The organism is Pseudomonas sp. GW821-FHT10B02 (genome assembly GCF_059415665.1).
In genome coordinates this window covers 1-23,929 of sequence record NZ_JBWKNR010000026.1, presented here as the reverse complement: position 1 = coordinate 23,929, position 23,929 = coordinate 1, and the positions used below count along the sequence as shown (strand labels likewise).

At 64.0% G+C, this 23,929-nt stretch carries 15 protein-coding genes; 6 read left to right on the top strand and 9 right to left on the bottom strand.

The genetic code is table 11. The features are described 5' to 3' along the window. The first annotated feature begins 250 nt into the window (after window positions 1-250). The 3 genes from AC07OF_RS25230 to AC07OF_RS25220 are packed head-to-tail and all read left to right on the top strand — an operon-like array spanning window position 251 to window position 5,038. Window positions 251-2,053, top strand: coding sequence for an acyl-CoA dehydrogenase (locus AC07OF_RS25230; protein WP_495073649.1), 1,803 nt, complete (start codon window positions 251-253; stop codon window positions 2,051-2,053). A gap of 35 nt (window positions 2,054-2,088) precedes the next feature. Continuing rightward, the gene (locus AC07OF_RS25225; RefSeq protein ID WP_495073648.1) at window positions 2,089-4,200 is read left to right on the top strand and encodes a 3-hydroxyacyl-CoA dehydrogenase NAD-binding domain-containing protein; all 2,112 of its coding nucleotides are present in this window, start codon (window positions 2,089-2,091) and stop codon (window positions 4,198-4,200) included. Between the two features lie 55 nt (window positions 4,201-4,255). Continuing rightward, on the top strand, window positions 4,256-5,038 hold the full coding sequence (locus AC07OF_RS25220) for an SDR family NAD(P)-dependent oxidoreductase (protein ID WP_157192273.1): 783 nt from the start codon (window positions 4,256-4,258) through the stop codon (window positions 5,036-5,038). Between the two features lie 100 nt (window positions 5,039-5,138). Here the strand turns inward: AC07OF_RS25220 and AC07OF_RS25215 are convergent, their stop codons facing one another. From AC07OF_RS25215 to AC07OF_RS25180, 8 genes are all read right to left on the bottom strand, one after another. Continuing rightward, a complete protein-coding gene (locus tag AC07OF_RS25215) occupies window positions 5,139-7,781 on the bottom strand; it encodes a winged helix-turn-helix domain-containing protein (RefSeq protein WP_157192272.1) in 2,643 nt (880 codons plus the stop codon). Window positions 7,782-7,793: 12 nt separating this feature from the next. After that, window positions 7,794-9,362, bottom strand: coding sequence for a long-chain-fatty-acid--CoA ligase (locus tag AC07OF_RS25210; RefSeq protein ID WP_495073647.1), 1,569 nt, complete (start codon window positions 9,360-9,362; stop codon window positions 7,794-7,796). A 111-nt stretch (window positions 9,363-9,473) separates the two neighbouring features. Beyond that, window positions 9,474-10,625, bottom strand: coding sequence for an acyl-CoA dehydrogenase family protein (locus AC07OF_RS25205; RefSeq protein ID WP_157192270.1), 1,152 nt, complete (start codon window positions 10,623-10,625; stop codon window positions 9,474-9,476). Window positions 10,626-10,643: 18 nt separating this feature from the next. Then, window positions 10,644-11,474 (bottom strand): SDR family NAD(P)-dependent oxidoreductase, encoded by an 831-nt coding sequence (locus tag AC07OF_RS25200; RefSeq protein ID WP_157192269.1) that lies wholly within the window; start codon window positions 11,472-11,474, stop codon window positions 10,644-10,646. A gap of 46 nt (window positions 11,475-11,520) precedes the next feature. Beyond that, window positions 11,521-11,955, bottom strand: coding sequence for a MaoC family dehydratase (locus AC07OF_RS25195; protein ID WP_495073646.1), 435 nt, complete (start codon window positions 11,953-11,955; stop codon window positions 11,521-11,523). Window positions 11,956-11,964: 9 nt separating this feature from the next. Further along, entirely contained in the window at window positions 11,965-12,405 is a 441-nt protein-coding gene (locus AC07OF_RS25190) for a MaoC family dehydratase N-terminal domain-containing protein (RefSeq protein WP_157192267.1), read from the bottom strand. A gap of 31 nt (window positions 12,406-12,436) precedes the next feature. Then, window positions 12,437-13,624, bottom strand: a complete 1,188-nt coding sequence (locus AC07OF_RS25185) for a lipid-transfer protein (protein WP_157194722.1) — start codon at window positions 13,622-13,624, stop codon at window positions 12,437-12,439. 147 nt (window positions 13,625-13,771) lie between these two features. After that, window positions 13,772-14,899 (bottom strand): CaiB/BaiF CoA transferase family protein, encoded by a 1,128-nt coding sequence (locus AC07OF_RS25180; protein WP_495073645.1) that lies wholly within the window; start codon window positions 14,897-14,899, stop codon window positions 13,772-13,774. Between the two features lie 208 nt (window positions 14,900-15,107). On the opposite strand from AC07OF_RS25180, the gene AC07OF_RS25175 reads away from it, so the two are divergent. Further along, a complete protein-coding gene (locus AC07OF_RS25175; RefSeq protein ID WP_495073644.1) occupies window positions 15,108-17,822 on the top strand; it encodes a winged helix-turn-helix domain-containing protein in 2,715 nt (904 codons plus the stop codon). Here AC07OF_RS25175 and AC07OF_RS25170 read toward each other — a convergent pair whose 3' ends face one another. Next, window positions 17,823-20,195, bottom strand: coding sequence for a helix-turn-helix transcriptional regulator (locus AC07OF_RS25170; protein WP_495073643.1), 2,373 nt, complete (start codon window positions 20,193-20,195; stop codon window positions 17,823-17,825). 285 nt (window positions 20,196-20,480) lie between these two features. On the opposite strand from AC07OF_RS25170, the gene AC07OF_RS25165 reads away from it, so the two are divergent. After that, window positions 20,481-22,313 (top strand): DUF1302 domain-containing protein, encoded by a 1,833-nt coding sequence (locus AC07OF_RS25165; RefSeq protein WP_495073642.1) that lies wholly within the window; start codon window positions 20,481-20,483, stop codon window positions 22,311-22,313. Between the two features lie 23 nt (window positions 22,314-22,336). Continuing rightward, window positions 22,337-23,707 carry a DUF1329 domain-containing protein gene (locus tag AC07OF_RS25160; RefSeq protein WP_495073641.1) on the top strand — a complete coding sequence of 457 codons (1,371 nt, stop codon included), beginning with the start codon at window positions 22,337-22,339 and terminating at the stop codon, window positions 23,705-23,707. Window positions 23,708-23,929 lie beyond the last annotated feature (222 nt).

Below are 23,929 nucleotides of genomic sequence, written 5' to 3'. Positions count from 1 at the left end.
CGGAGCGCAGCGTAGGGCCGGATGCAGGAGCGAGCGGTTTTGCCTACTTTTTCCAAGAAAAAAGTAGGCCGCCGTAAAGGCGGAAGGGGCCGCCAGCATCGCCACAAAAAACGGATAAGCCCACAGCCTCGACATCAACAACCTTGTCCCACCCCTTTGGGGGGGCGCACCACTCCCGGCAATTGGCTCTACTGATGCCGATCACAAACCGCTGGCCACCTAGGCGCCAGGTCCTGTGCGAGAGACCACGATGACCGATGCACTGCTCAACGAACGCGAACTCAGTTTCCAGCTCTATGAACTGCTCGACACCGAGGCGCTGCTGCAGCGTCCACGTTATGCCGAGCACGACCGTGCGGTATTTGACGCCACCTTAGAAACCGCTCGCGGCATCGCCGCCGAATATTTCGCCCCGCACAACCAGAAAGGCGACGCCCAGGAGCCCACCTTCGACGGTGAAAAAATCACCCTGATTCCGGAAACCAAGGTTGCCTGGGACGCCTTCGCCCAAGCCGGTTTCCTCGCCGCCCATCATGATGCCGACGACGGTGGCCTGCAACTGCCGGAAGTCATCCTGCGCGCCAGCATGGCTTATTTCAATGCCGCCAATATCGCCACCGTGGCCTACTCGTTCCTGACCATCGGCGCTGCCAACCTGGTCAAGAGCTTTGCCAGCGACACCCTGCGCGAGCGCTTTCTGCCGGCGATGCTCGATGGCCGCTTCAGCGGCACCATGGCCTTGACCGAACCGGGCCAGGGCTCGGCCCTTGGCGATCTGCGCACCCTCGCCCGCCCGGCCGACGACGGCAGCTACCGCCTGTTCGGGCAGAAGATGTTCATTTCCGGTGGTGACCACGAGCTGACCGACAACATCGTGCACATGGTGCTGGCGCGGATCGAAGGCGCTCCTGCCGGTACCCGTGGCATCTCGTTGTTTCTGGTGCCCAAGTACCTGGTCAACAGCAACGGTCAGCGCGGCGAGCGCAACGACGTGGCCCTGGCCGGGCTGCTGCACAAGCTGGGCTACCGCAACACCACCTCGACCGTGCTGAACTTCGGTGAACAGGCGGGTGCGGTCGGTTACCTGGTGGGCGAGGCCAACAAGGGCCTGTCGTACATGTTCCAGATGATGAACGAAGCGCGTATCGGCGTGGCCCTGGGTGCTTCGGCGCTGGCCTACCAGAGCTTCATTCATGCCCTGGACTACGCCCGCGAACGCCCGCAGGGCCGCCTGCCAGGCGCCAAGGATCCGTTGTCGGCACAGGTGCGCATCGTCGAGCACGCCGATGTACGGCGCATGTTGCTGCAGCAGAAGACCTACGCCGAAGGCAGCCTGGCGCTGTGTCTGTATGCCAGCAGCCTGTACGAAGATGCCCATACCGCAGCCGAGGAACAAACACGCCGCGATGCCGGCGAACTGCTCGACCTGCTGATTCCGATGGTCAAGTCCTATCCGTCGAAGTACGGCGTTATCGCCTCGGACATCGGCGTACAGATCCTCGGCGGCTCCGGCTACATCCGCGAGTACCCGCTGGAGCAGTACTACCGGGACAACCGCCTGAACCCCATCCATGAAGGCACCGAAGGTATTCACGGCCTTGATTTGCTCGGGCGCAAGCTGCAACAGAACGGCGGCACAGGTTACCGTCTGTTCTGCGAGCGGGTCCGCCGCACCCTCGACGAAGCCGGGCGCGACGACCGCTGCGCCGCCCTTGCCTACCTGTTGAGTGGCGCCATGGATCGCTTGCAGGATGTCACCGAAAGCCTGCTGGCCCAGGTTGCCGCCGACGCCAATCGCGGCCTGTCCAACGCCACTGCGTACCTGGACCTGTTCGGCCGCGTGCTGGTGGGCTGGCTGTGGTTGCGCATGGCGCTGGTCGCCAGCCGCGCCTTGAGTGCCGGGGCAGTAGACAGCGAAGCCGACTTCTATAACGGCAAATTGCAGGCGGCACGTTACTTCATGGATTGGGAACTGGCCGGCATCGATGCCCAGGCCCGCCTGCTCGCCAGTGCCAACCGCACCAGCGTTGACATGCAGGACCAGTGGTTCTGAGCCCGTCCCCCCATTAGCGCTACAAAGGAGTCACCATGAATTCTCTGGTTACCTATCAGGTGGAAGACAACCTGGCCCTGATCGGCCTCGCCCGTCCGCCGGTCAACGCCCTCGGCCAGCCGCTGCGCGCCGCCCTGCTGCAGGCCTGCGAACAGGCCAACAGCGATCCTGCGGTGCGTGCCATCGTGATCTTCGGCGCCTCGGGGCTGTTCTGCGCCGGTGCCGATATCACTGAATTCGGCAGCCCGGCATCCTTTGCCACACCGAATCTGCCCGACGTCCTGCTGCGCCTGACCCGACTCGACAAGCCACTGGTTGCCGCCATTGGCAAACTCGCCCTGGGTGGCGGTCTTGAGCTGGCCCTGGCCTGTGGTTATCGCATCGGCGAACCGCAGACCCGCGTCGGCTTGCCGGAAATCAACCTCGGCCTGCTGCCCGGTGCCGGTGGAACCCAGCGCCTGCCGCGGCTGATCGGGGTACAAGCGGCACTGGAAATGATGATCAGTGGCGCCCAGGTCCCGGCCAAACGCGCCCTGGAGCTGGGAATCGTCGACCGCCTCGCTGACAGTGCCGAACACCTGCTTGCCAGCGCCTGTGAGTATGCCCGCGAGCTGATCGCCAGCGGCGCCCCGGCCCGCCCGAGCGAGCCTTTTGCCGATCCGGCCAAGGGTGTGGCTGCGGACTTCTTCGAACGTTACTGCGTCGAGCAGGAGCCGCGCTGGAAAAGCCGTCTGGCACCGCGTCTGGTGTTCTCGGCGGTGCAAGCCGCCTGTTTGCTGCCGCTGGAGCAAGGCCTGGCACGCGAACTGGCGCTGTTCAAGCAGGCTGAAGCCTCGCGCCAGTCCGAGGCCCTGCGCCATGTATTCTTTGCCGAACGCGAGGCCGGCAAGGTGCCCGGGATCGACGCCAGCACGCCGTTGCGCCCGATTGCCAAGGTCGCCGTGATCGGCGCCGGCACCATGGGTGGCGGTATCGCCATGAACTTCGCCAATGTCGGTATTCCGGTAATCCTCCTGGAGCGCCAGGGCGATGCCCTGGACCGCGGCCTGACCCAGATCCGCCAGACCTACGGCATCAGCGTCAAGCGCGGCAAACTCAGCGAGGCTCAGCTGGAGCAGCGCATGGCACTGCTGAGCGGCACCCTCGATTATGCCGACCTGGCCGACGCCGACCTGGTGATCGAGGCGGTGTTCGAAAAACTGCAGATCAAGCAGGAGGTGTTCCGCACCCTCGACCGCGTGTGCAAGCCGGGGGCGATTCTCGCCACCAACACCTCGTCGCTGGACGTCGACCAGATCGCCGCCGTGACCTCGCGCCCGCAGGACGTGATCGGCCTGCACTTCTTCAGCCCGGCCAACGTCATGCGCCTGCTGGAAGTGGTCAACGCCCGGGAAACCGCCGCCGATGTGCTGGCCACCACACTCAAGATGGGCCGCAGCATCGGCAAGATCCCGGTGGTTTCCGGTGTCTGCTTCGGCTTTATCGGCAACCGCATGCTTGAGCCCTATGCCCGCGAAGCCCACCGTCTGGTGCTCGAAGGCGCCACCCCGGCGCAAGTGGATGGCGTGCTCACCGGGCTGGACCTGAACATGGGTGTGTTCACCATGCTCGACCTGGCCGGTGTCGACGTCAACTTCCTGGTGCGCGATGCCAACCGTGCGGCGATCGCCCATGACGACAGCTACTGCCGCCTCGGCGACGAGCTCTACGCGCTTGGCCGTTACGGCCAGAAAACCGGGCGCGGCTTCTACCAGTATGAAGGTCGCGAGCGCCACAACGACTACGAAGTGATCGCGCTCGCCGAGCGCCTGGCCGGTGAGCTGCATGTTACCCGCCGCCCCGTCGACGATGGAGAAATCCATGCCCGTTGCCTGTTCATGTTGATCAACGAAGGCATCCAGTTGCTCGATGAGGGTATCGCCTTGCGCTCGGGGGATATCGACCTGGTGTGGATCAACGGCTATGGCTTCCCGGCCCATCTTGGTGGCCCGATGCACTACGCCGAGCAGTACGGCCTGGACAAAGTGCTGGCCAGCATCCGCCACTATCGCGATTCGCTGGGTGACTATGGCCGGATGTGGTTCACCCCGGCGCCATTGCTCGAACGCCTGGTAGCCGCCGGCAAAACCACCATCGAACGCATCTGATGCATCAGGCAGGCGCCACGCTGGCGCCTGCCCCTCGCACAAACAGGATTAGCCCATGCAAGAAGACATCACCTCTCCCTTCTCCCTGAGTGGCCGAACCGTGCTGGTCACCGGTGCTTCCAGTGGTATCGGCGCCCACCTCGCCCGCGTTGCCAGCCGTGCTGGTGCGCGGGTGGTTCTGGCCGCGCGCCGCGTGGAACGTCTGCACGAACTGGCCGAAGCGCTGCGTCAGAGCGGTGGCCAGGCCCTGGCAGTGGCCATGGACGTCACCGATCGGGCCAGCGTCGAAGCCGCCTTCGATGCTGCCGAAGCCACGTTCGGCGTCGTCGACGTGGTGCTCAACAATGCCGGTGTCGGCAATGGCCAGCGCGTGCTTGAGGTCAGCGAGCAGGACTGGAGCCACATGCTGTCGACCAACCTCGACGGTGTCTGGCGCGTGGCCCAGTGTGCAGCGCAACGTCTGGCGCGCGCCAAGTGCGGCGGCAGCATCGTCAACATCGCCTCCATGCTCGGCCTGCGCGTCGGTACCGGCTACAGCCATTACTGCACGGCGAAGGCCGGTGTGGTGCAACTGACCAAGTCGTTGGCGCTGGAGCTGGCCCGTTATGACATTCGGGTCAATGCCATTGCACCGGGCTACTTCATCACCGAAATGACCGACGGTTACTTCGACAGCGAACAGGGTCAGGCGTACATCCGCAACGCCGTGCCGATGCGCCGCCTCGGACGCCTGGAAGAGCTTGAGGGGCCGTTTTTGCTGCTGGCCAGCCAGGCCGGGGCCTATATGTCCGGAGCAGTACTGGCGGTAGATGGCGGCCAATTGGTGGGCAGCCTGTAGGAGCCAGCGTTGCTGGCGATGCCCGGCGCAGCCGGGCCAGGGGCGCTACGCACCCCATCGCCGGCAATGCCGGCTCCCACAATACATTGCGGTGGGTGATTCATTCACGCTGCCGGCGCACCACCAGAATGGCGTCGTAGCGACTGGAGACGCCAAGCTTGGAGAAGATGTTCTTCAGGTTCCACTTCACCGTCTGCAAGCTCAGGTTCAAGGCCAGGGCGATGCGTTTGTTGGACATCGACTGCTCCAGCAGCTCGAGGATTTCCTGCTCCCGCCGGGTCATCAACGCGCTGGCCGTGCGCGCAACCGGCGCAGGACGGATCGCCGGCGTCTTGAGCAACCCATTGCGATAGGCCGCCAGCACCGCCCCCTCCTCCAGCTCAAGCGTGCCAAGCAGCAGCTGAAACGGCTCACCCTCATCGAGCAAGGTGCGCGCCAGGCCCAGCCGGTATCCGCAGGCCAGCGCAGCCTGGAACCTTTCCCGCGCTTCGGTATCACGCGTCAGGGCCTGCAGGGCGAACGCCCGCAGCAACTCGACCTGAACCCGCCAGCGTCCGCGATCGAACTCGCCCGCATAGCGATGAGCGATATCCAGCACTTGCAGCGCCGCCTCGGGTTGCCGGCGCGCCAGCGAGAGACGTGCCCTGGACAGTGCCGCCAGGGCCATGATCTCGGCGTCGCAAGGTGTCGCCCCGCGATGGTTGCGGGCCAGCTCGTCGAGCCTGCACTGCAGCGTCTCGGCGTGGAACAGATCACCGCAGGTCAGGGCCAGGCGCAGCTGCTCGGCGAGCATGCTGCCCGTACCGCGATCCAGGCCCAGGGTGCAAAAATGCTCTTCCTTCTCGGCCAGGTAATCCAGCGCGACCCGCGGCGATGCTTCCAGTGTCATCAACCGCGCATGGCAGAGTGCCGCATCGATCATCGACATCGGGGTGGAAAAACGCAGGATATCCAGGCGATTGGCCAACACCTCACGGGCCTGCTCCACACGGTCCAGCTCGTAGCACGCCTGAGCCATAACCACGGCAGCGCCACAAGCACTCACCGAACGCCGCCCATGCACGGCTTCAGCCTGCTCCAGCAACGGCGCGCACAGGCGTTCGGCTTCAAGCACCTTACCCTCCAGCAGGCTCACCGAAGCCATGCTCAACTGCCCCATCAGCGCCATTTCGTCGTCGCTGCGCAGGCAACGTGCCTCGGGCTGGCGGAACAGACTGCGGGCCTGGGCATGCTGTCCGCGCAAGGCCAGACAGTTAAGGGTCAGGCCGATCCGCACCTGCTGCAGAAACGGCACCTCCAGCGCCCTGCCCTGCAACGACTCCAGCAGGGACACGCAGCGGCTGTCGTCATCGTTGTGCATGGCCAGTGATGCCTTCAGCAGCACCACCTGGACCGCCCATTGCTCCGCCAGCGGCTCACGCTCCAGTTCAGTGATCCAGGCCTGCGCCTTGTGCGTCAGTACCGTGAGCACAGCCCCCCAGATCCCCAGCAACATCAGGTTCGGGTGCGCCGCCAGCACCCCGTTGGGTACCTGTTCCAACCAGCGCATGAACTGGTTCAGGTGGCTGACCCGGCGCGTGGGCGGCTGCATGCGCTCAAGCATGTCCACGATCAGGCCGAAGTCCTCGCACAACAGGCCGTGGCGCAGTGCCTCCTGCACCAGTCCGGCGCGCTCGAACCACTGCGCCGCGCGCCGGTGCAAGCAGCGAATATCGCTTTGGCCGTTGTGCAGACGCTGACCGAGGAATTCGACGAACAATGGATGCAGCCGGTACCACTGCTGGCCCGCCTGATCCACCGGCTGGATGAACAGATTGCGCTCCTCGATCGCGGCGATCAGCGCGGCAGCCTCGGGCACGCCGGTGACATGGGCGGCGAGTTCGGCATTGAAACGCCGCAGTATCGACAGCTTTTGCAGGAACTCGAACAGATCACCGGGCAAGTCGGCCATCACGTCCTGGGCCAGGTAGTCGGCCAGCGCCGTGCTGCTGCGTGCCAGCATGGTGCTTTGCACCGCCTTGCGCAGGTTGCTCTTGAGGGCGATGGCCAGCAGCTGCAGGCCGATGGGCCAGCCGTCGGTGAGTTCGTGGGCGGCGTGCACGGTATCCAGGTCCATTTGCTCGTCGAGCTGCGCCCTGAGGAAAGCCAGAGACTCACGAAAATCGAAGGACAACTGCGCACAATCCACCTCGTACACCTCGCCCTGCGCACGCAAGCGCCCCAATTGCAGGTTCGGTGCAATGCGTGACGCCAGCACCAGGTGAACATCCTCTGGCAGGTGCTCGGCGAGCATTTGCACCAGCCTGGCGATGCGTTCGTCGTGCGCGTGGTGAAAGTCATCGAACATCAGGTAAAGCTTGCCGTCACAGCGCGCCAGTGCGTTGACCAGCAGCGCCGAGACCGTCTGCACCGCATCACGCTCGGCACCCGCCAGCAGCAACAGGTCTTCGTCGACCGCAACCGCAGCATGGCGCAGCGCCCCCAGCAGGCTGGCACAGAAGGATTCGAAGCGGGCATCGTCCGCCGACAACGACAGCCAGGCCACCTTCGCACCGGCCTTGATCAGGCTCTGCCGCCATTGGGTAATCAGGGTGGTCTTGCCGAACCCGGCGCTGCCGGTCACCAGCAACAGGCGGCTGTGGCGCCAGTGCTGCAGTTTTTCCAGCAACTGCTCTCGCGCCACGGCCTGGGTACCGAGACGCGGTGGTGCGAACTTGGTGGTAATCAACTGAACGCTGGTCATGAGTTCATCCGCTCAACCGACATTGCGCGTGCGGTTTTCCCAGAAGGACTTGCGCAGCTCGTTCTTGAGTATCTTGCCCACCCCCGACAGCGGCATGGCCGCACGGAATTCGACACTGCGCGGACACTTGTAGCCGGCGATGCGCTCACGGCAATGGGCGACCAGTTGCTCAAGGTCAGCGTTGCCCTCGGGTTTGAGCACGACCACGGCATGCACGGTTTCGCCCCACTTGTCCGACGGGATGCCGATCACCGCGCACTGGGCCACCGCCGGATGACTGCACAGGGCATTTTCCACTTCGGCCGAGTAGATGTTCTCGCCACCGCTGACGATCATGTCTTTGAGTCGATCGACGATAAAGACGAAGCCCTCAGCGTCCATGTAAGCGCCATCACCGGTGTGCATCCAGCCATCTTTAAGGACTTGCGCGGTGTCTTGCGGGCGGTTCCAGTAGCCCAGCATGACGTTGGGGCCATGGACAATGATCTCGCCGACCGTACCACGCGGCACCTCCTGACCCTGGCTGTCGACGATCTTCACCTCCACACAGTTCACGGCACGGCCCGCCGAATACATCTTGCCGCTGAGCTGGTGTTTCACGCAGTGATACTCGGCATCGAGCATGGTGCCGCCGGTGGTCAGCTCGGTCATGCCGTAACCCTGAAAAAAGCCGGCCGCCGGGAAGGCCTGACAGGCACGATCAAGCAGCGCCGGGGTAATCGGCGAGGCGCCGTAGACGATATGGCGGATGTTCGAAAGCTCAAGTCCAGCGGTGTCCGGGTTGGCCTGACGGGCGTCCAGCATCATCTGGATCATGGTCGGCGCCAGCATCAGGTCGGTGACCCCTTCTTCGACAATGGTGGCCAGCGCTGCTTCGCCAGTGAATGCCGGCAGAATGACGTGCGTGCCACCGCTGACCATCAGACAGTACAAGGCCGAAAAATCAGCGAGATGGAACATCGGCATGGCATGCATGAACACTGAGTTCGGGCCGAAAAACCCCCGGCTCATCGCCGACAGCCCGGCGAACGCCAGGTTGTCGTGGCTGATCATCACGCCCTTGGGGAAGCCCGTGGTGCCGCCGGTATAGAAAATCCCCAGCAAGGCATTGCCGCCACGGCGCACGTCTTCTACAGGCGTCGCTTGGGCCAGCAGCGCTTCGTAATTGAGCATGCCTGGCGGGGTTTCACCGTCGCCGGCGTAAATGACATGGCGTACGGTTTCGGCCTGGCTGGCAATCAGCGCGCCCTGGTCCTTGAAGGCATCGTCGACGATCAGCAGGGTCGAGCTCGAATCGTTCAGGGAATAGACGATCTCGGCGATGCTCCAGCGGGTGTTGACCGGGTTGAGTACGCCGTCGGCCCAAGGCACACCCAGGCTGTATTCGATGTAGCGCTGCGAGTTGCGCGCCAGCATGGCAATGCAGTCGTCGCTGGCCATGCCCAGGCCCTTGAGGGCACCGGCCAGGCGCGCAACCCGCTCGGCAAGCTGGGCAAAGGTCAGGCTGCGGCCCGATTCACGCACGGCAACGGCATCGGCACGTTGCTGCAGATGGCGGTGCAGTCCTTGGGTGATATTCATCCTAACCTCCTATCTTATTGTTGTTGTCTGAGCCTTCGGATCAAAAAGCTCAAGCCCTCCCTGGCGAGCCGGGCGACACTCTCGTGGATGAGCGTCGCCCGGCCCATCCCCTTACAGCGAGCGTCCCACCAGCTCACGCTGGATTTCGTTGGCGCCGCCATAGATACGGGCCACCCGCGCATCGGCGAACATGCGCGCAATCGGGTACTCGTTCATGTAGCCGAAACCGCCGAAGAACTGCAGGCAATCGTCGATCACTTCACCCTGACGATCGGTCAGCCAGAACTTGCCCATCGAGGCCAGCGTCGTATCCAGAGTGCCATCCACCCAGCGCTGCACAATCAGGTCGGCGAACAGCCGTGAAGCAAGCACCGTAGCCTTTACTTCGGCGAGGGTGAAGCGGGTGTTCTGGAAGTCCAGGATCGACTTGCCAAAGGCCTTGCGTTCGCGGGTGTACTCCACCGTCAAGGCCAGTGCACGTTCGAGCGAAGCAGCGGCCTGGATCGAAATCTCGGCGCGTTCATAGGGCAGTTGCTGCATCAACTGGACGAAGCCCTGGCCTTCGACGCCGCCGAGCAGGCAATCGGCCGGCACTTCGCAGTCCTGGAAAAACATTTCCGAGGTGTCCTGGCCTGGCAGGCCGATCTTGTCCAGGCACTTGCCGCGCTGGAAGCCCGGGGTGTTGGTGTCGACGATGAACAACGAGATGCCGCGCGAGCCCTTGGCTTCCAGGTCGGTCTTGGCGATCACGATCACCATATCGCTGTTCTGACCGTTGCTGATAAAGGTCTTCGAGCCGCTGATCAGATACTTGTCGCCGTGCTTCACGGCACGGGTACGCACGCCTTGCAGGTCGGAGCCGGTACCCGGCTCGGTCATGGCAATCGAGCAGATGCACTCGCCCGAGGCGATCTTCGGCAGCCACTGGCGCTTTTGCGCCTCGGTGCCGCTGGCCAGGATGTAGTGACCGACGATGTGGTTGATGCTCAGGGCGATGCTCATCGCACCGGCATAGGTCAGCTCTTCCATGGCCACCGCGTAGTGGGCCGGGGTACCGTCGGCGCCACCGTATTCGGACGGCATGTCCGGCAGGATCATGCCCATTTCGCCACAGGCCAGCCACGCACTGCGGTCGGAGCGGTGCTGCTGGCGCCACTTGTCTTCGTGGGGCAGCAGTTGCTCGCGGACGAAACGGCGGATGCTGTCGCGAAAGGCCACCAGGTCGGCGTCTTCCCAGGGCGATACGTAGTTCTCTACACGCATGATGCTCTCCTTATCAGGTCAGACGTTGCCGAAACCGCCGCCGCACACCAGCACCTGGCCGGAGACGAAATTGGATTCAGGGATGCAGAACAGGTAAACCGAACCGGCAGCCTCGTCCGGGGTGCCCGGACGGCCCAGCGGGCACAGCTGGTTGCTGGCGGCAATCGCAGCAGGCTGGATGCCGACCTTGATCTCGCGGCCTTCGATGCTCACGGTTTTGCTGGCATCACCGGCCAGGGCCTGGGTCATACGCGTGTCGATATGACCGAAAGCCACGGCGTTGACGTTGACGTTGTAGCGCCCCCACTCCTTGGACAACGACTTGGTCATGCCGAGGATGCCGGCCTTGGCCGAGGAATAGTTGGCCTGCCCGGCGTTGCCACCGGCGGCGATCGAGGAAATGTTGACCACCTTGCGGTTGACCACTCGGCCTTCGGCGGCTTCCTGCTTGGCCAGGGCGCTGATGACCGGCTGGGCGGCACGCAGGATACGGAACGGTGCGGTCAGGTGGCAGTCGATGATGGCGTACCACTGCTCATCGCTCATCTTCTGGATCACGTTGTCCCAGGTGTAACCGGCATTGTTGACGATGATGTCGATGCCGCCAAAGTTGTCGACCGCGGTCTTGACGAAGCGCTCGGCGAAATCGACAGCGGTGACGCTGCCGACACAGGCCACGGCTTCGCCACCAGCGGCGCGGATCTCGGCAACCACTTCTTCAGCGGGGCCGGCATCCAGGTCATTGACCACCACACGGGCGCCATCGCCCGCCAGTTTCAGCGCGACGCTGCGACCGATGCCACGACCGGAACCGGTGACCAGGGCGACTTTGCCTTCAAGTTTTTTCATTGTTATTGCCTTCTAATTAAGTCGGGTTGTCAGTGCGCAAGGAGCGTCAGGCCAGGGCCACGACCGCCTCGCCCACCACCTTGGCTTCGCCATACTGGTTGGCGCACTGGATCTGCAGGCGCACGCGCTTTTCGCCGTCGGCCTCGAATTTCTCGGTGATGCGCCCGCTCAGGTGCGGGATGTGACCGATCTGGGTGATGCCGACAAAGCGCATCGACAGCGCGCGGATCTGCGTCTGCGGCACCCAGTTGGTCAGCAACCGGCCAAGGTAGGCAGCCGAGAGCATGCCGTGGGCGAACACGTCAGGCACGCGGGCTTTGCGGGCAAAATCAATGTCGATGTGGATCTGGTTGTGGTCACCGGACGCGCCGGCATACAGCGCCAGCGTGGTGCGATCGACCGGACGCAGCTTGAGCAGCGGCAGTTCGCTGCCGACCTGTACGTCGCTGTACTGCGGGCCGTAGGTTCGTGAGTGAGTCATGGCTGTACCTCAGCGCTGCACAAGCGAAGAGCGAAGGTCGGCGATGTGTTCGCCGTCCTGGTTGGTGATACGGGTTTGCTGGACCACGAACTGCAGGGCCCCGCCCTTCTTTTCGTAAACATCAACGATGCGCGTATCGAAGGTCAGCACATCGCCGGCAAAGGCCATGCGGTGATAGCTGAACTCCTGCTCGGCATGCAGGATGCGCCCGAGGTCAAAGCCCATGATGTCTTCGACGATCGCTTGCGGGTTGCGCCCCTCACTTTCCAGACACAGCAGGAAGGTCGGAGGCACCGGCAGGGCCGGATAACCCGCAGCCCTGGCCGCCTCTTCCTCGGTGTACAGCGGATCGGTCTCGCCGATGGCCTTGGCGAAGAAGCGCAAACGACCTTTTTCCACCGCGCTGGTGGTGACGCCGAGGGAACGGCCGATCAGACTTTTGTCTGCCATTTCGATTGATTCCTGAAGATTGACGGGGCGATCAGCCGCGACCGTAGAGGGTCACGACGCCCGCACCACCCAGGCCGAGGTTGTGCTGCAGCGCGTGCTGCAGGCCTTCGACCTGGCGGGCCTGGGCGCTGCCGCGCAACTGGTGGGTCAGCTCGTAGCATTGCGCCAGACCGGTGGCACCCAGCGGGTGGCCTTTGGACAACAGGCCGCCGGACGGATTGACCACCACTTGCCCGCCATAGGTGTTGTCGCCATCCAGGACAAACTGCTCGCCGCCACCGACCGGGCAGAAACCCAGGCCTTCGTAGGTCAGCAGCTCGTTATGGGCGAAGCAGTCATGCAGCTCGCAAACGCGGATATCCTCAGGGCCGACACCGGCCTTGTCGTACACCTGCCAGGCGGCCGAGCGGGTCATGCCGGAGCCGACGATCTCGATCATCGAGGGCGGATCGAACGCATCGGGGGTATCGGTGGTCATGGCCTGGGCCAAGATCGACACATCGGTGCGCAGGCCATGGCGTTTGGCAAAGCGCTCGGAAACGATGATCGCGGCAGCGCCGCCGCAGGTCGGCGGGCAGGCCATCAGCCGGGTCATCACGCCTTCCCAGACCACCTGGTCAGCCATCACCTCCTCGGTGCTGACCACTTTTTTGAACACCGCCAGCGGGTTGTTGGCAGCATGACGGCTGGCCTTGGCGCGGATCGCTGCAAAGGTTTCCATGCGGGTGCCGTATTTTTCCATGTGTTCGCGGCCAGCGCCGCCGAAGAACATCAGAGCGCCCGGCATGCCGATGCCTTCCGGGAACACCTGGGCGGCACTGTCGAAGCCCTTGCCCATGGTCAGCGGACGATCGGTCCAGAAATTCTTCAGCGCACCCGGCTGCATCTGCTCGAAGCCAAAGGCCAGGGCGCAATCGACAGCGCCGCTTTCCACCGCCTGGCGCGCCATGAACAGCGCGGTAGAGCCGCTGGCGCAGTTGTTGTTGACGTTGATCAGCGGAATGCCGGTCATGCCGACTTCATACAGCGCCGACTGGCCGCAGGTGGAGTCGCCATAGACATAACCGGCATAGGCCTGCTGCACCAGCTCATAACCGATACCGGCATCCTGCAGCGCCTGGCGCACAGCTTGGGCGCCCATCTCGATGTAGCTGGCGCTGGCACCGGGCTTGGCGAACTGGATCATGCCGACACCGGCAACATAGGTTTTCTGGGACATCTGTTTCTCCGCGGTCAGTTGACTGGACTGGCACACCGGTCGTTCCGGGGCCCTGGCATCATGGTTGCGCAACGCTTTTGAGCTGTATCCCGCCCCCCGGGAGTAGAAAGGGGTGGGATTGGAGTGGGGTCACCCCACTCCTTTTGCTCAAGCGATGGCGCCGGCCTCGCGCAGCGCAGCAATCGCTGCTTCGTCCAGGCCCAGTTCACGGAGAATCTGCACACTGTGCTGACCGTTGCGCACCTGCTCGCCAGCCTGCGCGGGGGTGCGGCTCAAGCGCGGTACCGGGGCCGGATGAACGACGCCAGCGCTGTGCATGAAGGTGCCGCGCGCCTGGTTATGGGCATAGGCCGGTGCCTCGCTGAAGTCGAGCACCGGGGCAAAGCAGGCCTCGGTGCCTTCCAGCAGCTCGCACCACTGGTCGCGAGTGCGGGTGCGAAACAGTACTTCCAGCTGCTCGCGCTGCACCGGCCACAGGCTTCGGTCCCACTGCGCCTTGAACAGCGGGTCATCGATCTGGCACAGCTGCAGCAGGCGTTGGTAGAACTGCGGCTCGATGGCGCCGATGGAAATGAAGCGGCCATCGGCGCAGGTGTAACAGCCATAGAACGGCGCCCCGCCATCGAAGATGTTTTCCCCGCGCCCGGCCCATTGGCCGCTCTGCTTGAACTCGTAGTACATGGTGCTGAGCAGCGCCGCGCCGTCGCTGATGGCGGCATCCACCACCTGCCCCTTGCCCGAACGACGCGCCTCGAACAGCGCACACACCACGCCGAAAGCAAGAAACATCGCGCCACCGCCCATGTCGCCGGCCAGGTGCAGCGGCGGCGTCGGCTCGCGGTCGGCGTGGCCCATGGCATGCAGGGCACCGGTAATCGCCAGGTAGTTGAGGTCGTGGCCGGCGCTCTGCGCCAATGGCCCGCTCTGGCCCCAGCCGGTCATGCGCCCGTAGACCAGCCCGGGATTACGCGCCAGACAGACATCGGGCCCGAGCCCCAGACGCTCCATGACCCCCGGCCGGAAGCCTTCGATCAGCACATCGGCATCATCAATCAGTTGCAGCAGCACCTCGGTGGCCCCCGGCTTGCGCGGGTCGATTGCCAGGCTGCGGCGGCCACGGCCGATGACACTGTCATCACCATTGAGGAATCCTGACTGTTGCCGGTCGATGCGGATCACCTCTGCGCCCATGTCGGCAAGCAACATGGTGGCAAAGGGCGCCGGCCCGATCGCATTCATTTCGATTACCTTTACCCCTGCCAGTGCTCCTGCCATGGTTGTGCTCTCTATTTGTTATGGGCATTGAAGTCAGCAGCGCGAAGGCTTGCGACCGGCAACAGGCTAGCCAGACCGTTTGCGCTTACCTATCGCTCGAAAGAGTGAAGTTCGCACTGCGGTTTTTCCCCGATGCGCGTAGCCGTGGCATTATCGGCACACAGAACAATCAGAGGCTGCCAGTCAGCCCACATGGCCAGAGAGACCCATGCCCGATCGCCAGGATCTTATCGCCCGCCTGCGCCTTGTAACCGGCGGCAATGCGCCCGCAGACGCGCAGCCGGAGCCGGCCGTTCACCCTATTCGTGCAGAAAAGTTCGCCACGCCGGGCACCACCGCCGGCCTGCTGCCGCGTGACCACTTACTGCAAAGTATCGACCCACCCGGCGATATCCGCCTGATCCTGATCCGCGCCGCCGCAGGCTTTGGCAAAACCACCTTGTTGCGTCAGCTGCGCGAGCGCTGCCTGGCCAATGGCCAAGGCGTACTCTGGCTCACTCTCGACAGCGCCGATAACGACCCCAGGCGCCTGGCCGCCCATCTGCATGCCGGGTTGCAGGCACTGGATGGCCCGTCAGTCGCCGATCCGCTGGCCACCCCGCAGGCGCTCTTGCAACAACTGGGCAGACTGCAGCCGGGCTTCACCGTGGTGCTGGACGACTTCGAAGTTCTCGATACCCCCCAGGCCCTGGCCTTCATCCAGCAGTTGCTGGCGGCACTGGCGCCTGGCGCCCGCCTGGCCATCGCCTCGCGGGTCAACCCCGAGCTGGGTCTTGGCCGCCTGCGCATGCAGGGCCAGGTGCTGGACATTGACACCGAAGCGCTGCGGTTGCGCCCGGAGCAAACCCGCGCGTACCTGCGTGGCCGCTGCCAGTTGCCGATCAGCGACGAACAGGTGACGCGGCTACAGGACATCAGCGAAGGCTGGATCACCGGTTTGTTCCTGGCCACCCTGTCGTTCAACGGCCGCAGTGCCCAGGCCGATGTCATCGGTTCGTTTTCCGGCAGCAACCAGGAGCTGGCCGAGTACCTGACCGAAGACATCCTCGCCCGCCAGAGCGATGAGGTCCGTCTGTTCCTGCTGCAGACCAGCATCCTCGACCGCTTCTGCGCGCCGCTGTGCGACGCCCTCACCCAGCGCCGCGACAGCGCCGGGCTGATCGAACAGTTGCTGCGCGCCAACCTGTTCATCCAGCCAACCGACCCTGAGCAGCAATGGTTCCGCTACCACCGTCTGTTCAGCGGCTTCCTGCGCAATGCCCTGGCCCGTCAACTGCCCGGGCACGCCGAAGGACTGCATCGCGCCGCCTCCGGCTGGTACCTCGCCCACAAACACCCGGCGGCGGCGATCGAGCACCTGATGCGCGCAGGCGATATCGACCAGGCGGCGGCGCTGCTGGAACGGCACCTGGACGAGCTGGTCGATGCCGGACGCCTGCGCCTGATGTTGCGCTGGCTGCAGCAGATGCCCGCTGACGCACTGCAAGGACGACCGCGACTGGCCCTCACCCACGCCTGGCTGCTGGTGCTCGACCGGCGCTACCGGGATGCCATGCAGGTGGTCGAGGGTAATCCGGTCAGCCTGGAAACCGATACCATCCGCTGCCTGCTGCTGGCCTTCACCGACCAGCCGGAGGCGGCCGTGATTGCAGCGCAAGCCCAGCTCGCCCGCCTGTCGCCCAGTGACAACCTGCAATACGGCATGGTCGCCACGCCCCTGGCGTTCTGCATGATTACCACCGGCCGCTATGACGATGCCCGCAAGGTGCTGACCGACATGGCGCGCCAGGCACCCCAGGAGCGCTCCGCCTTGGTCGATGGCATCGCGGTCTATATAGAAAGCTCACTGGAACTGACCCTGGGCCATCGCCATGCCGCCCTCGCCCGCCTTGAGGCTGCCAGCAACGTGCAGGCCGCGGTGCTGGAAGGACGCTGGGTAGGTGCCAAGGCGACGCTGGACATCCTCCATGCGCTGGTGCTGTACGAAGGCGATGAGCTGACGCAAGCCTGGACCATGCTCAACCAGATCCCCCAACATGCCCTCGATCTCGGTGGCCCCGATGCCCTTATCGCCCACCGTGTGGTGCTGGCGCGCATCGCCTTGCAACACGGCAACCGCGAGGCCTGGCTCCGTCACCTGGCCGATCTTGAGCAGTTGGGACGGCGCAGCGGCTCACTGCGAATTCTCTGCGCGGCCTGGCTTGAGCGCGCCCGCGTTGCCACCCTTGAAGGGCGTCTGGAAGTCGCCGCGCAGGCGCTCTCGTCGGCGGAGCTTGCCGGTGAATGGGACCGGCCCGACGTGCTGACTTTCGCCTGCGATACCGACACTCCCTTTATTGCCCGCCAGCGCCTGAGTATTGCCCGCGGCGACTGTGAATCGGCCGCAGCCGAGCTGCGCACCCGCATCGAGTTTTCCGAAAGTCGCCAGCAGCGGCGCCGAACGCTCAAACTGCGCCTGTTACTGGCCATGGCCCTGGCAGGAAAAGGCCGGCAGAAACTGGCGCTGGATACACTGACACCCGCCTTGCGCCATGCCAGCCAGGAAGGTTTCCTGCGCACTTTTCTCGAAGAAGGCCCGGCACTGGTCAAGCTGCTGGAACGCTGGGCGGTTACCTACCAGGCGTCGTCCAGCAGCCTGGGCATTGCCCCGGAGTTTCTCGCCGACTTGCTGCAACGCAGCGGCGCCCAGAAAGAACCGGCGCAAGGCAATGAGTCGGCGCAGAGCGACCTGCAACTGACCGCACGCGAGTTGCAGGTGATCCGTTTGCTGGCCGCCGGTCATCGCAACCGCGCCATTGCCGAGCAGATGCACTTGTCCGAACACACGGTCAAGACGCACCTGCGCAACATCAGCGCCAAGCTCGACGCCCAGGGCCGCACCGAAGCCATTGCCATCGCCCGCGCCCGTGGCCTGCTCGACTGATCAGGCGAGCATCCCTAAGGATTTGGCCCGCATCACCGCCTGGGTGCGCCGCTTGACCCCAAGCTTGTGGTTGATCTTCACCGTATGCGCCTTGACGGTATTGAGGGAGATGAACAGCCGCTCGCTGATTTCCTGGTTGGACAGCCCGTGGGCCACCAGCTGCAGCACCGAAAACTCCCGCGAAGTAAGGCCGTCGCGGGCGCCCGGCCCCGACGGCGTCGCGCGCCAGTCGGCCAGCAGGCTGGTACGCACCAGGGCCGGAGGCTCATCCGCGCAGCTCACACCGCCGTGCTTGCCGACCTGGGCCAGCGCCACCCGCGCTTCCGCCAGCAGGCCACGGAAACTCAGGCGCTCACACGCGGCGAGCAAGGCCTGCAAGCGCTTGGCGGCATGCTCCGGCTTGCCCGTGCCCAGCTCGGCAAGGGCGAGCATCAGTTGCAGGCGTTGCGGCAAAGAAGGCGCATGCAGCGGCGGCAGGCGCCCGATATCGGCGCTGATTGCGTTGCGGGCCAGCGGCAATATCGCCTGCCAGTCTTTCTGACGGACCAGCAGGCGCATCTGCTGATAGTCGATAAGCCCCTTGTAGCAGGCTTCGCTGACCCGGCAGCGCTGCATGTGCCGCTCGGCGTTGCGCAGGTGCTGCTGCGCCTGCCACAACTCGCCCTTGCACGAGGCCACTTCCGACAGGCCGATCAACGCATGCAGTACATAGGGGTCGCTACTCTCGGTGCCACGCTCAAGGCCCGCGCGCAGCGCACTTTCCCCGGCCTGCAGGTCACCCCGCAGCAGACACAGCTCGCCGCGCAGCAACAGCAGACGGCTGAGCAGCAGATCATGACTGCCGCCGTCGGCGGCAACCAGCGCCAGGCACTCCTGCAATACCGATTCGGCCAACGCCAGCTCATCGTTGAGAATCAATTGCCGAATGCGATCAGCGTTGATCAGCACTTCACTGGCGATACAGCGGTGGCGGCGTGCCAGTTGCAGCGACGAATCCAGCAACAGCCGGGCCTGCTCCGGTTCGCCCGCGGCCATCGATACCCGGGCCAGGGTCGAGTAACACAGGAACGACGACGGCCAGTCACGCAACTCCAGATACTGCAAGGCCGAGTGACAGTGCTCACGTGCGCTGTCGGCATCGCCACTGAGGCCGTAAAGCGTGCCCTGCAGCGCCTGCCAGTTGGCCAGCAGACGACTGTTGTTGCGCGCCTTGGGCTGCGGCATTGCCCATGCCAGCCTGGCGATATGCGTCTGCGCATCGTCCAGGCGCCAGCTGCTGAGCAGCGCCCTGACGTTCAGGTAAATCAGGTTCGGCGAGCTTTCCAGCGTCCGCTCAGGCAGGCGCGTCAGCCAGTTGAGCCAGGTGTGCAAGTGGCGTTCGCTGAACATCCAGTCCAGGGTCAGGCGCTCCATCAGGCTGGCGGCCATCTCGGGCTGCTGGGTGGACAACGCCAACTCGATGGCTTCGTCAATGAAGCCGTCTTCGCACAACAGCCGGCAGGCATCCAGGCGCAAGCGCTTGAGTTCTGCCGCGGCAAGTTCCCCCTGCAAGGCCAGCGCCACCGCTGGCAACAAACGATGCCACTGCCCGTCCCCGCCCAGCGGCTGGAAGAACGACGCGGACTGCAAAAGACCACGCAACAGCGTGCCCGCATCGCGCTCCGGCCACAGCCGTGCGCAGAACCCGATCGACACCCGTGGCAGGTAGGCGACGCTCAACAACAGCTTGCGCTGGTCTTCGGCCAAGAACGCCAGCAACTCGCCGCCCAGGTACTCGCGCATCCAGGTTCCCCCTGCCCGCTCATTGCGGCTCTCTGTGCCCAGCAACAGGCGCACGCCTGCGCACCAGCCCTGGGTCTGTAGCCACAGTTGGGCAAGGCTGGAGGGGCCGGCCAGCGGGTCAAGGCGCTCGGCCAGGGTTTCAAGCTCCTGGCCATTGAACGCCAGCTGTCCGGCACCAAGCTCCAGCAGTTCACCTTCCAGCAGCAAACGCGCCAGCTTCCAGGCTGGCCGTTGCCGGCAACTGACCCACAGCTGCACCGGCGCCTGGGAACGCAGCAGGCGGTCGATCCAGGCGTTGAGTTCGGCGCAGGCATCGGCCGGAAAGTCGTCGAAGGCAAACCACCAGCACAGCTTGCTGCTTTCCAGCAGGGCGAGTAGCGCATCACCGTCTGCGGCGGCTTTTGGCTCCAGGCCAAGGCCATCGGCCAGCCGCAGGCAGAACTGGGCAAAGCTCGGCGTGTGCCCGCCGAGGTCCAGCCACAGGCAGCGGGCCCCGGCTTGCCGACGACGCAGGCAATCGTTGAGCAGCACGGTCTTGCCATAGCCAGCCGGTGCACAGAGCAGGCGCAGGCGATAGTTGCGTGCAAGCAATCGATCCTCGAGCCGCTCACGCTGAAGGTGTGCCGAAGGGGGCCTGGGTAAAGCCGCCATTGCTGAAAGGAGCTGGGACACGGCGCCTCCTGAAGTCGATCAAGGTAAGCGCTATGTTCGCGCGCGAGGCGTAAATCCCCCATCCGCCAATCGAGGTATTTTCAGGGCGAGAGCAGGCTACTAATGCTTTCGGGTAATACGCAGAACTATCCGATCAGGCAATACAGCACCCAGGTTCGCCCCCCTAGGATGGCATCGCTACATCATCCGAACCTGGAGAACCGCATGACAACAACAAGAAAGCGCGGAGTGTTTCAGCCAAGTCTGCTGGCTGCTGCAGTCGCCATCGGCGCAAGCCATCCGGCGTGTGCCGTTGACTTCAACATCGGGGAAATCGAGGGCCAGTTCGACTCGTCACTGTCGATCGGTGCCAGTTGGTCAGTACGCGGCGCCGATCCGTCGCTGATTTCCAACTTCAACTCGATGGGCAAGCGCGGCACGTCGTCTTCACGCACCGTCGACGACAACCGCCTGAACTTCAAGCAAGGCGAAACGTTTTCAAAGATCTTCAAGGGTGTGCATGACCTGGAGCTGAAATACGGCGACAGCGGCGTGTTCGTACGCGGCAAGTACTGGTACGACTTTGAGCTCAAGGACGAACACCGGCTGTTCTACGACATCGATGACAGCGGCCGCGACGACCTGGCCAAAGCCTCGGGCGCCGAGTTCCTCGACGCCTTCGTCTACCACAACTACACCCTCGGCGAGCTGCCCGGCAACGTGCGCCTGGGCAAGCAGGTGGTGAGCTGGGGTGAAAGCACCTTCATCGGCAACTCGATCAACAGCATCAACCCGATTGACGTGGCCGCCCTGCGGCGGCCAGGGGCCGAGATCAAGGAAGGCCTGATCCCGGTGAACATGCTGTATGTCTCCCAGGGGCTTTCCGAAAACCTCACCGCCGAGGCGTTCTATCAGCTGGAGTGGGACAACTCGGTGGTGGACAACTGCGGCACCTTCTTCGGCAACGACGGCGTGCCCCGGGGTTGCAACGACCGCCTGGTGGTGGCCGGCCTCGATCTGCCGCCCGGCGTCTCCAGCAACGTCGGCGCGCCGGGTGCCAACAACAACGTGTACATCCCGCGCCTGGACGACAATGAACCCGGCGACAGCGGCCAGTTCGGCATTGCCTTGCGCTGGTACCTGCCCGAGCTGCACGACACCGAGTTCGGCGCGTATGCCATGAACTACCACAGCCGCAACCCCTACCTGAGCACCGTGCGCACCACCGGTGCCGGTACTCCGCCCAGCGCCCTGAACGTGCCGCGCAACGCGCGCTACTTCATCGACTACCCCGAGGACATCCGCCTCTACGGCCTGAGCTTCCAGACCACCTTGAGTGGCATCTCGCTGGGCGGTGAAGTCAGCTATCGGCCGAACATGCCTTTGCAACTCAACACCGCCGACCTGCTCACCGGCACGCTCAACAGCACCACGTCACCGCTGATTACCACCGGTTTCATAGCCCCGGCGTCAGCGGCGGTGGCCGGCAGCGACATCAATGGCTACAAGCGCATGCCCGTGGTCCAGGCGCAAGTCACCGCCACCCAGTTCATCGACCAGGTGATGGGCGCCAGCCGCCTGACCCTGATCGGCGAAGTTGGCTACAACCGTATCAACGGCCTGGGCGACAGCGACGGCAGCGACCTGCGCTTTGGCCGCAGCCCCGCTTATGGCTCCGGCATCCTGCCGGGTGCAGCCGGCCTGGCGACCTGCATCGGCACCGGCGCCGGAACCCCGGGCGCGAGCAATCCGGCTCAGCAATGCAACGACAAGGGCTTCTACACCAGCAGTTCCTGGGGCTACCGCGTGCGCGCCAAGCTCGATTACCCCAACGTGTTCGCCGGCATCAACCTGTCGCCCAACCTGGCCTGGTCCCACGATGTCGACGGTTACGGGCCGAACTTCGAGGAAGGTAACAAGGCCATCAGCATCGGCCTGGATGCCGACTACCTCAATACCTACACCACCAGCCTCAGTTACACCGACTTCTTCGGTGGCGACTTCAACACCAACGTCGACCGCGACTATGTGGCGCTCAGCTTTGGCCTGAATTTCTGATGCAAGACCGGAGGAACACAAGCATGACTACCCTCACCATGATGCGCACTGGCGCACTGGCCCTGTCGCTGCTGGCCACCAGCGTGATCGCCGCTGTCTCGCCGCAGGAAGCGCAACAACTGGGCACCACCCTCACCCCGCTGGGCGCGCAGAAGGAAGGCAACGCCGACGGCAGCATCCCGGCCTGGACCGGCGGCCTCAAGCCTGGTGCCGCGCCGGTCGATGGCAACGGCTTTCTTGGCAATCCGTTTGCCAATGAGCAACCGCTGTTCGTCATCACCGCCGCCAACGCCGAGCAATACAAGGACAAGCTGACCCCCGGCCAGCTGGCGCTGTTCAAGCGCTACCCCGACAGCTACAGGATTCCGGTGTACAAGAGCCAGCGTACCGCTGCCGTCCCCGAGGCGATCTACGCCATCGCCAAAAAGAGCGCGGTAAACACCGAACTGACCGACGACGGCAACGGCCTGCGCAACTTTGCCGACACCCGCTACTACCCCTTCCCCATCCCGAAAAACGGTGTGCAGGTGTACTGGAACCACAACAACCGTTATCGCGGCGGCAACATGCTGCGCCAGGCCGCGCAGGCGGCGCCTCAAGTCAACGGCTCCTACTCGATCGTCGAGTACGATGACGAGCTGAGTTACCCGCAGTACATGGAGGGTGTCGATGCCAAACAGGCCGAGAACATCTTTTACTTCTACAAACAGAGCATTACCGCACCTTCGCGTCTGGCCGGCAGTGTAGTGCTGATCCACGAAACCATCGACCAGGTCAAGGAGCCGCGCCTGGCCTGGGTCTACAACGCCGGGCAACGCCGCGTGCGCCGGGCGCCGCAGATTGCCTATGACGGCCCGGGTTCAGGCGCCGATGGCCTGCGCACCGCCGATAACACCGACCTGATGAACGGCGCACCGGACCGCTACGACTGGAAGTTGATGGGCAAGAAGGAGATCTACATCCCCTACAACAACTACAAACTGTGGTCGCCGAGCCTGAAATACGCCGACATCATCAAACCCGGGCACATCAACCAGGACCTGGCCCGCTACGAACTGCATCGTGTCTGGCATGTACAGGCCACGCTCAAGCCAGGCCAGCGACACATCTATGCCAAGCGTGACCTGTACTTCGACGAAGACACCTGGCAGCTCGCCGAAGTCGACCACTATGACGGCCGCGGCCAGCTCTGGCGTGTGGCGGAAGGTTATGCGGTCACCGACTACGAACGAAGCGCCCCGGCCTACGCCATGCAGGGCATCTATGACCTGATCGCCGGCCGCTACAACATTCTGGCGATGACCAACGAGTCCAAGCATGCGACCTATTACGGCAAGCCGACTCGCATGAACGACTTCACCCCGGCGGCTTTGCGCAACGCCGGCGTACGGTAGGAACAGCCCGCTCACCAAGGGCGTAGCAGCTATCGGATAAAAACAGCTCTTCACGGAATCCCGGGGGGGCATGATCCTTGGGTTGGGTTGTTGGGGTTGTGAGCTTATCCATTTTGTTTGGCGACGCTGCCGGCCCCTTCCGCCCTTACGGCGGCCTACTTTTTTCTTGGAAAAAGTAGGCAAAACCGCTGGCTCCTACATACGGCCCTACGCTGCGCTCCG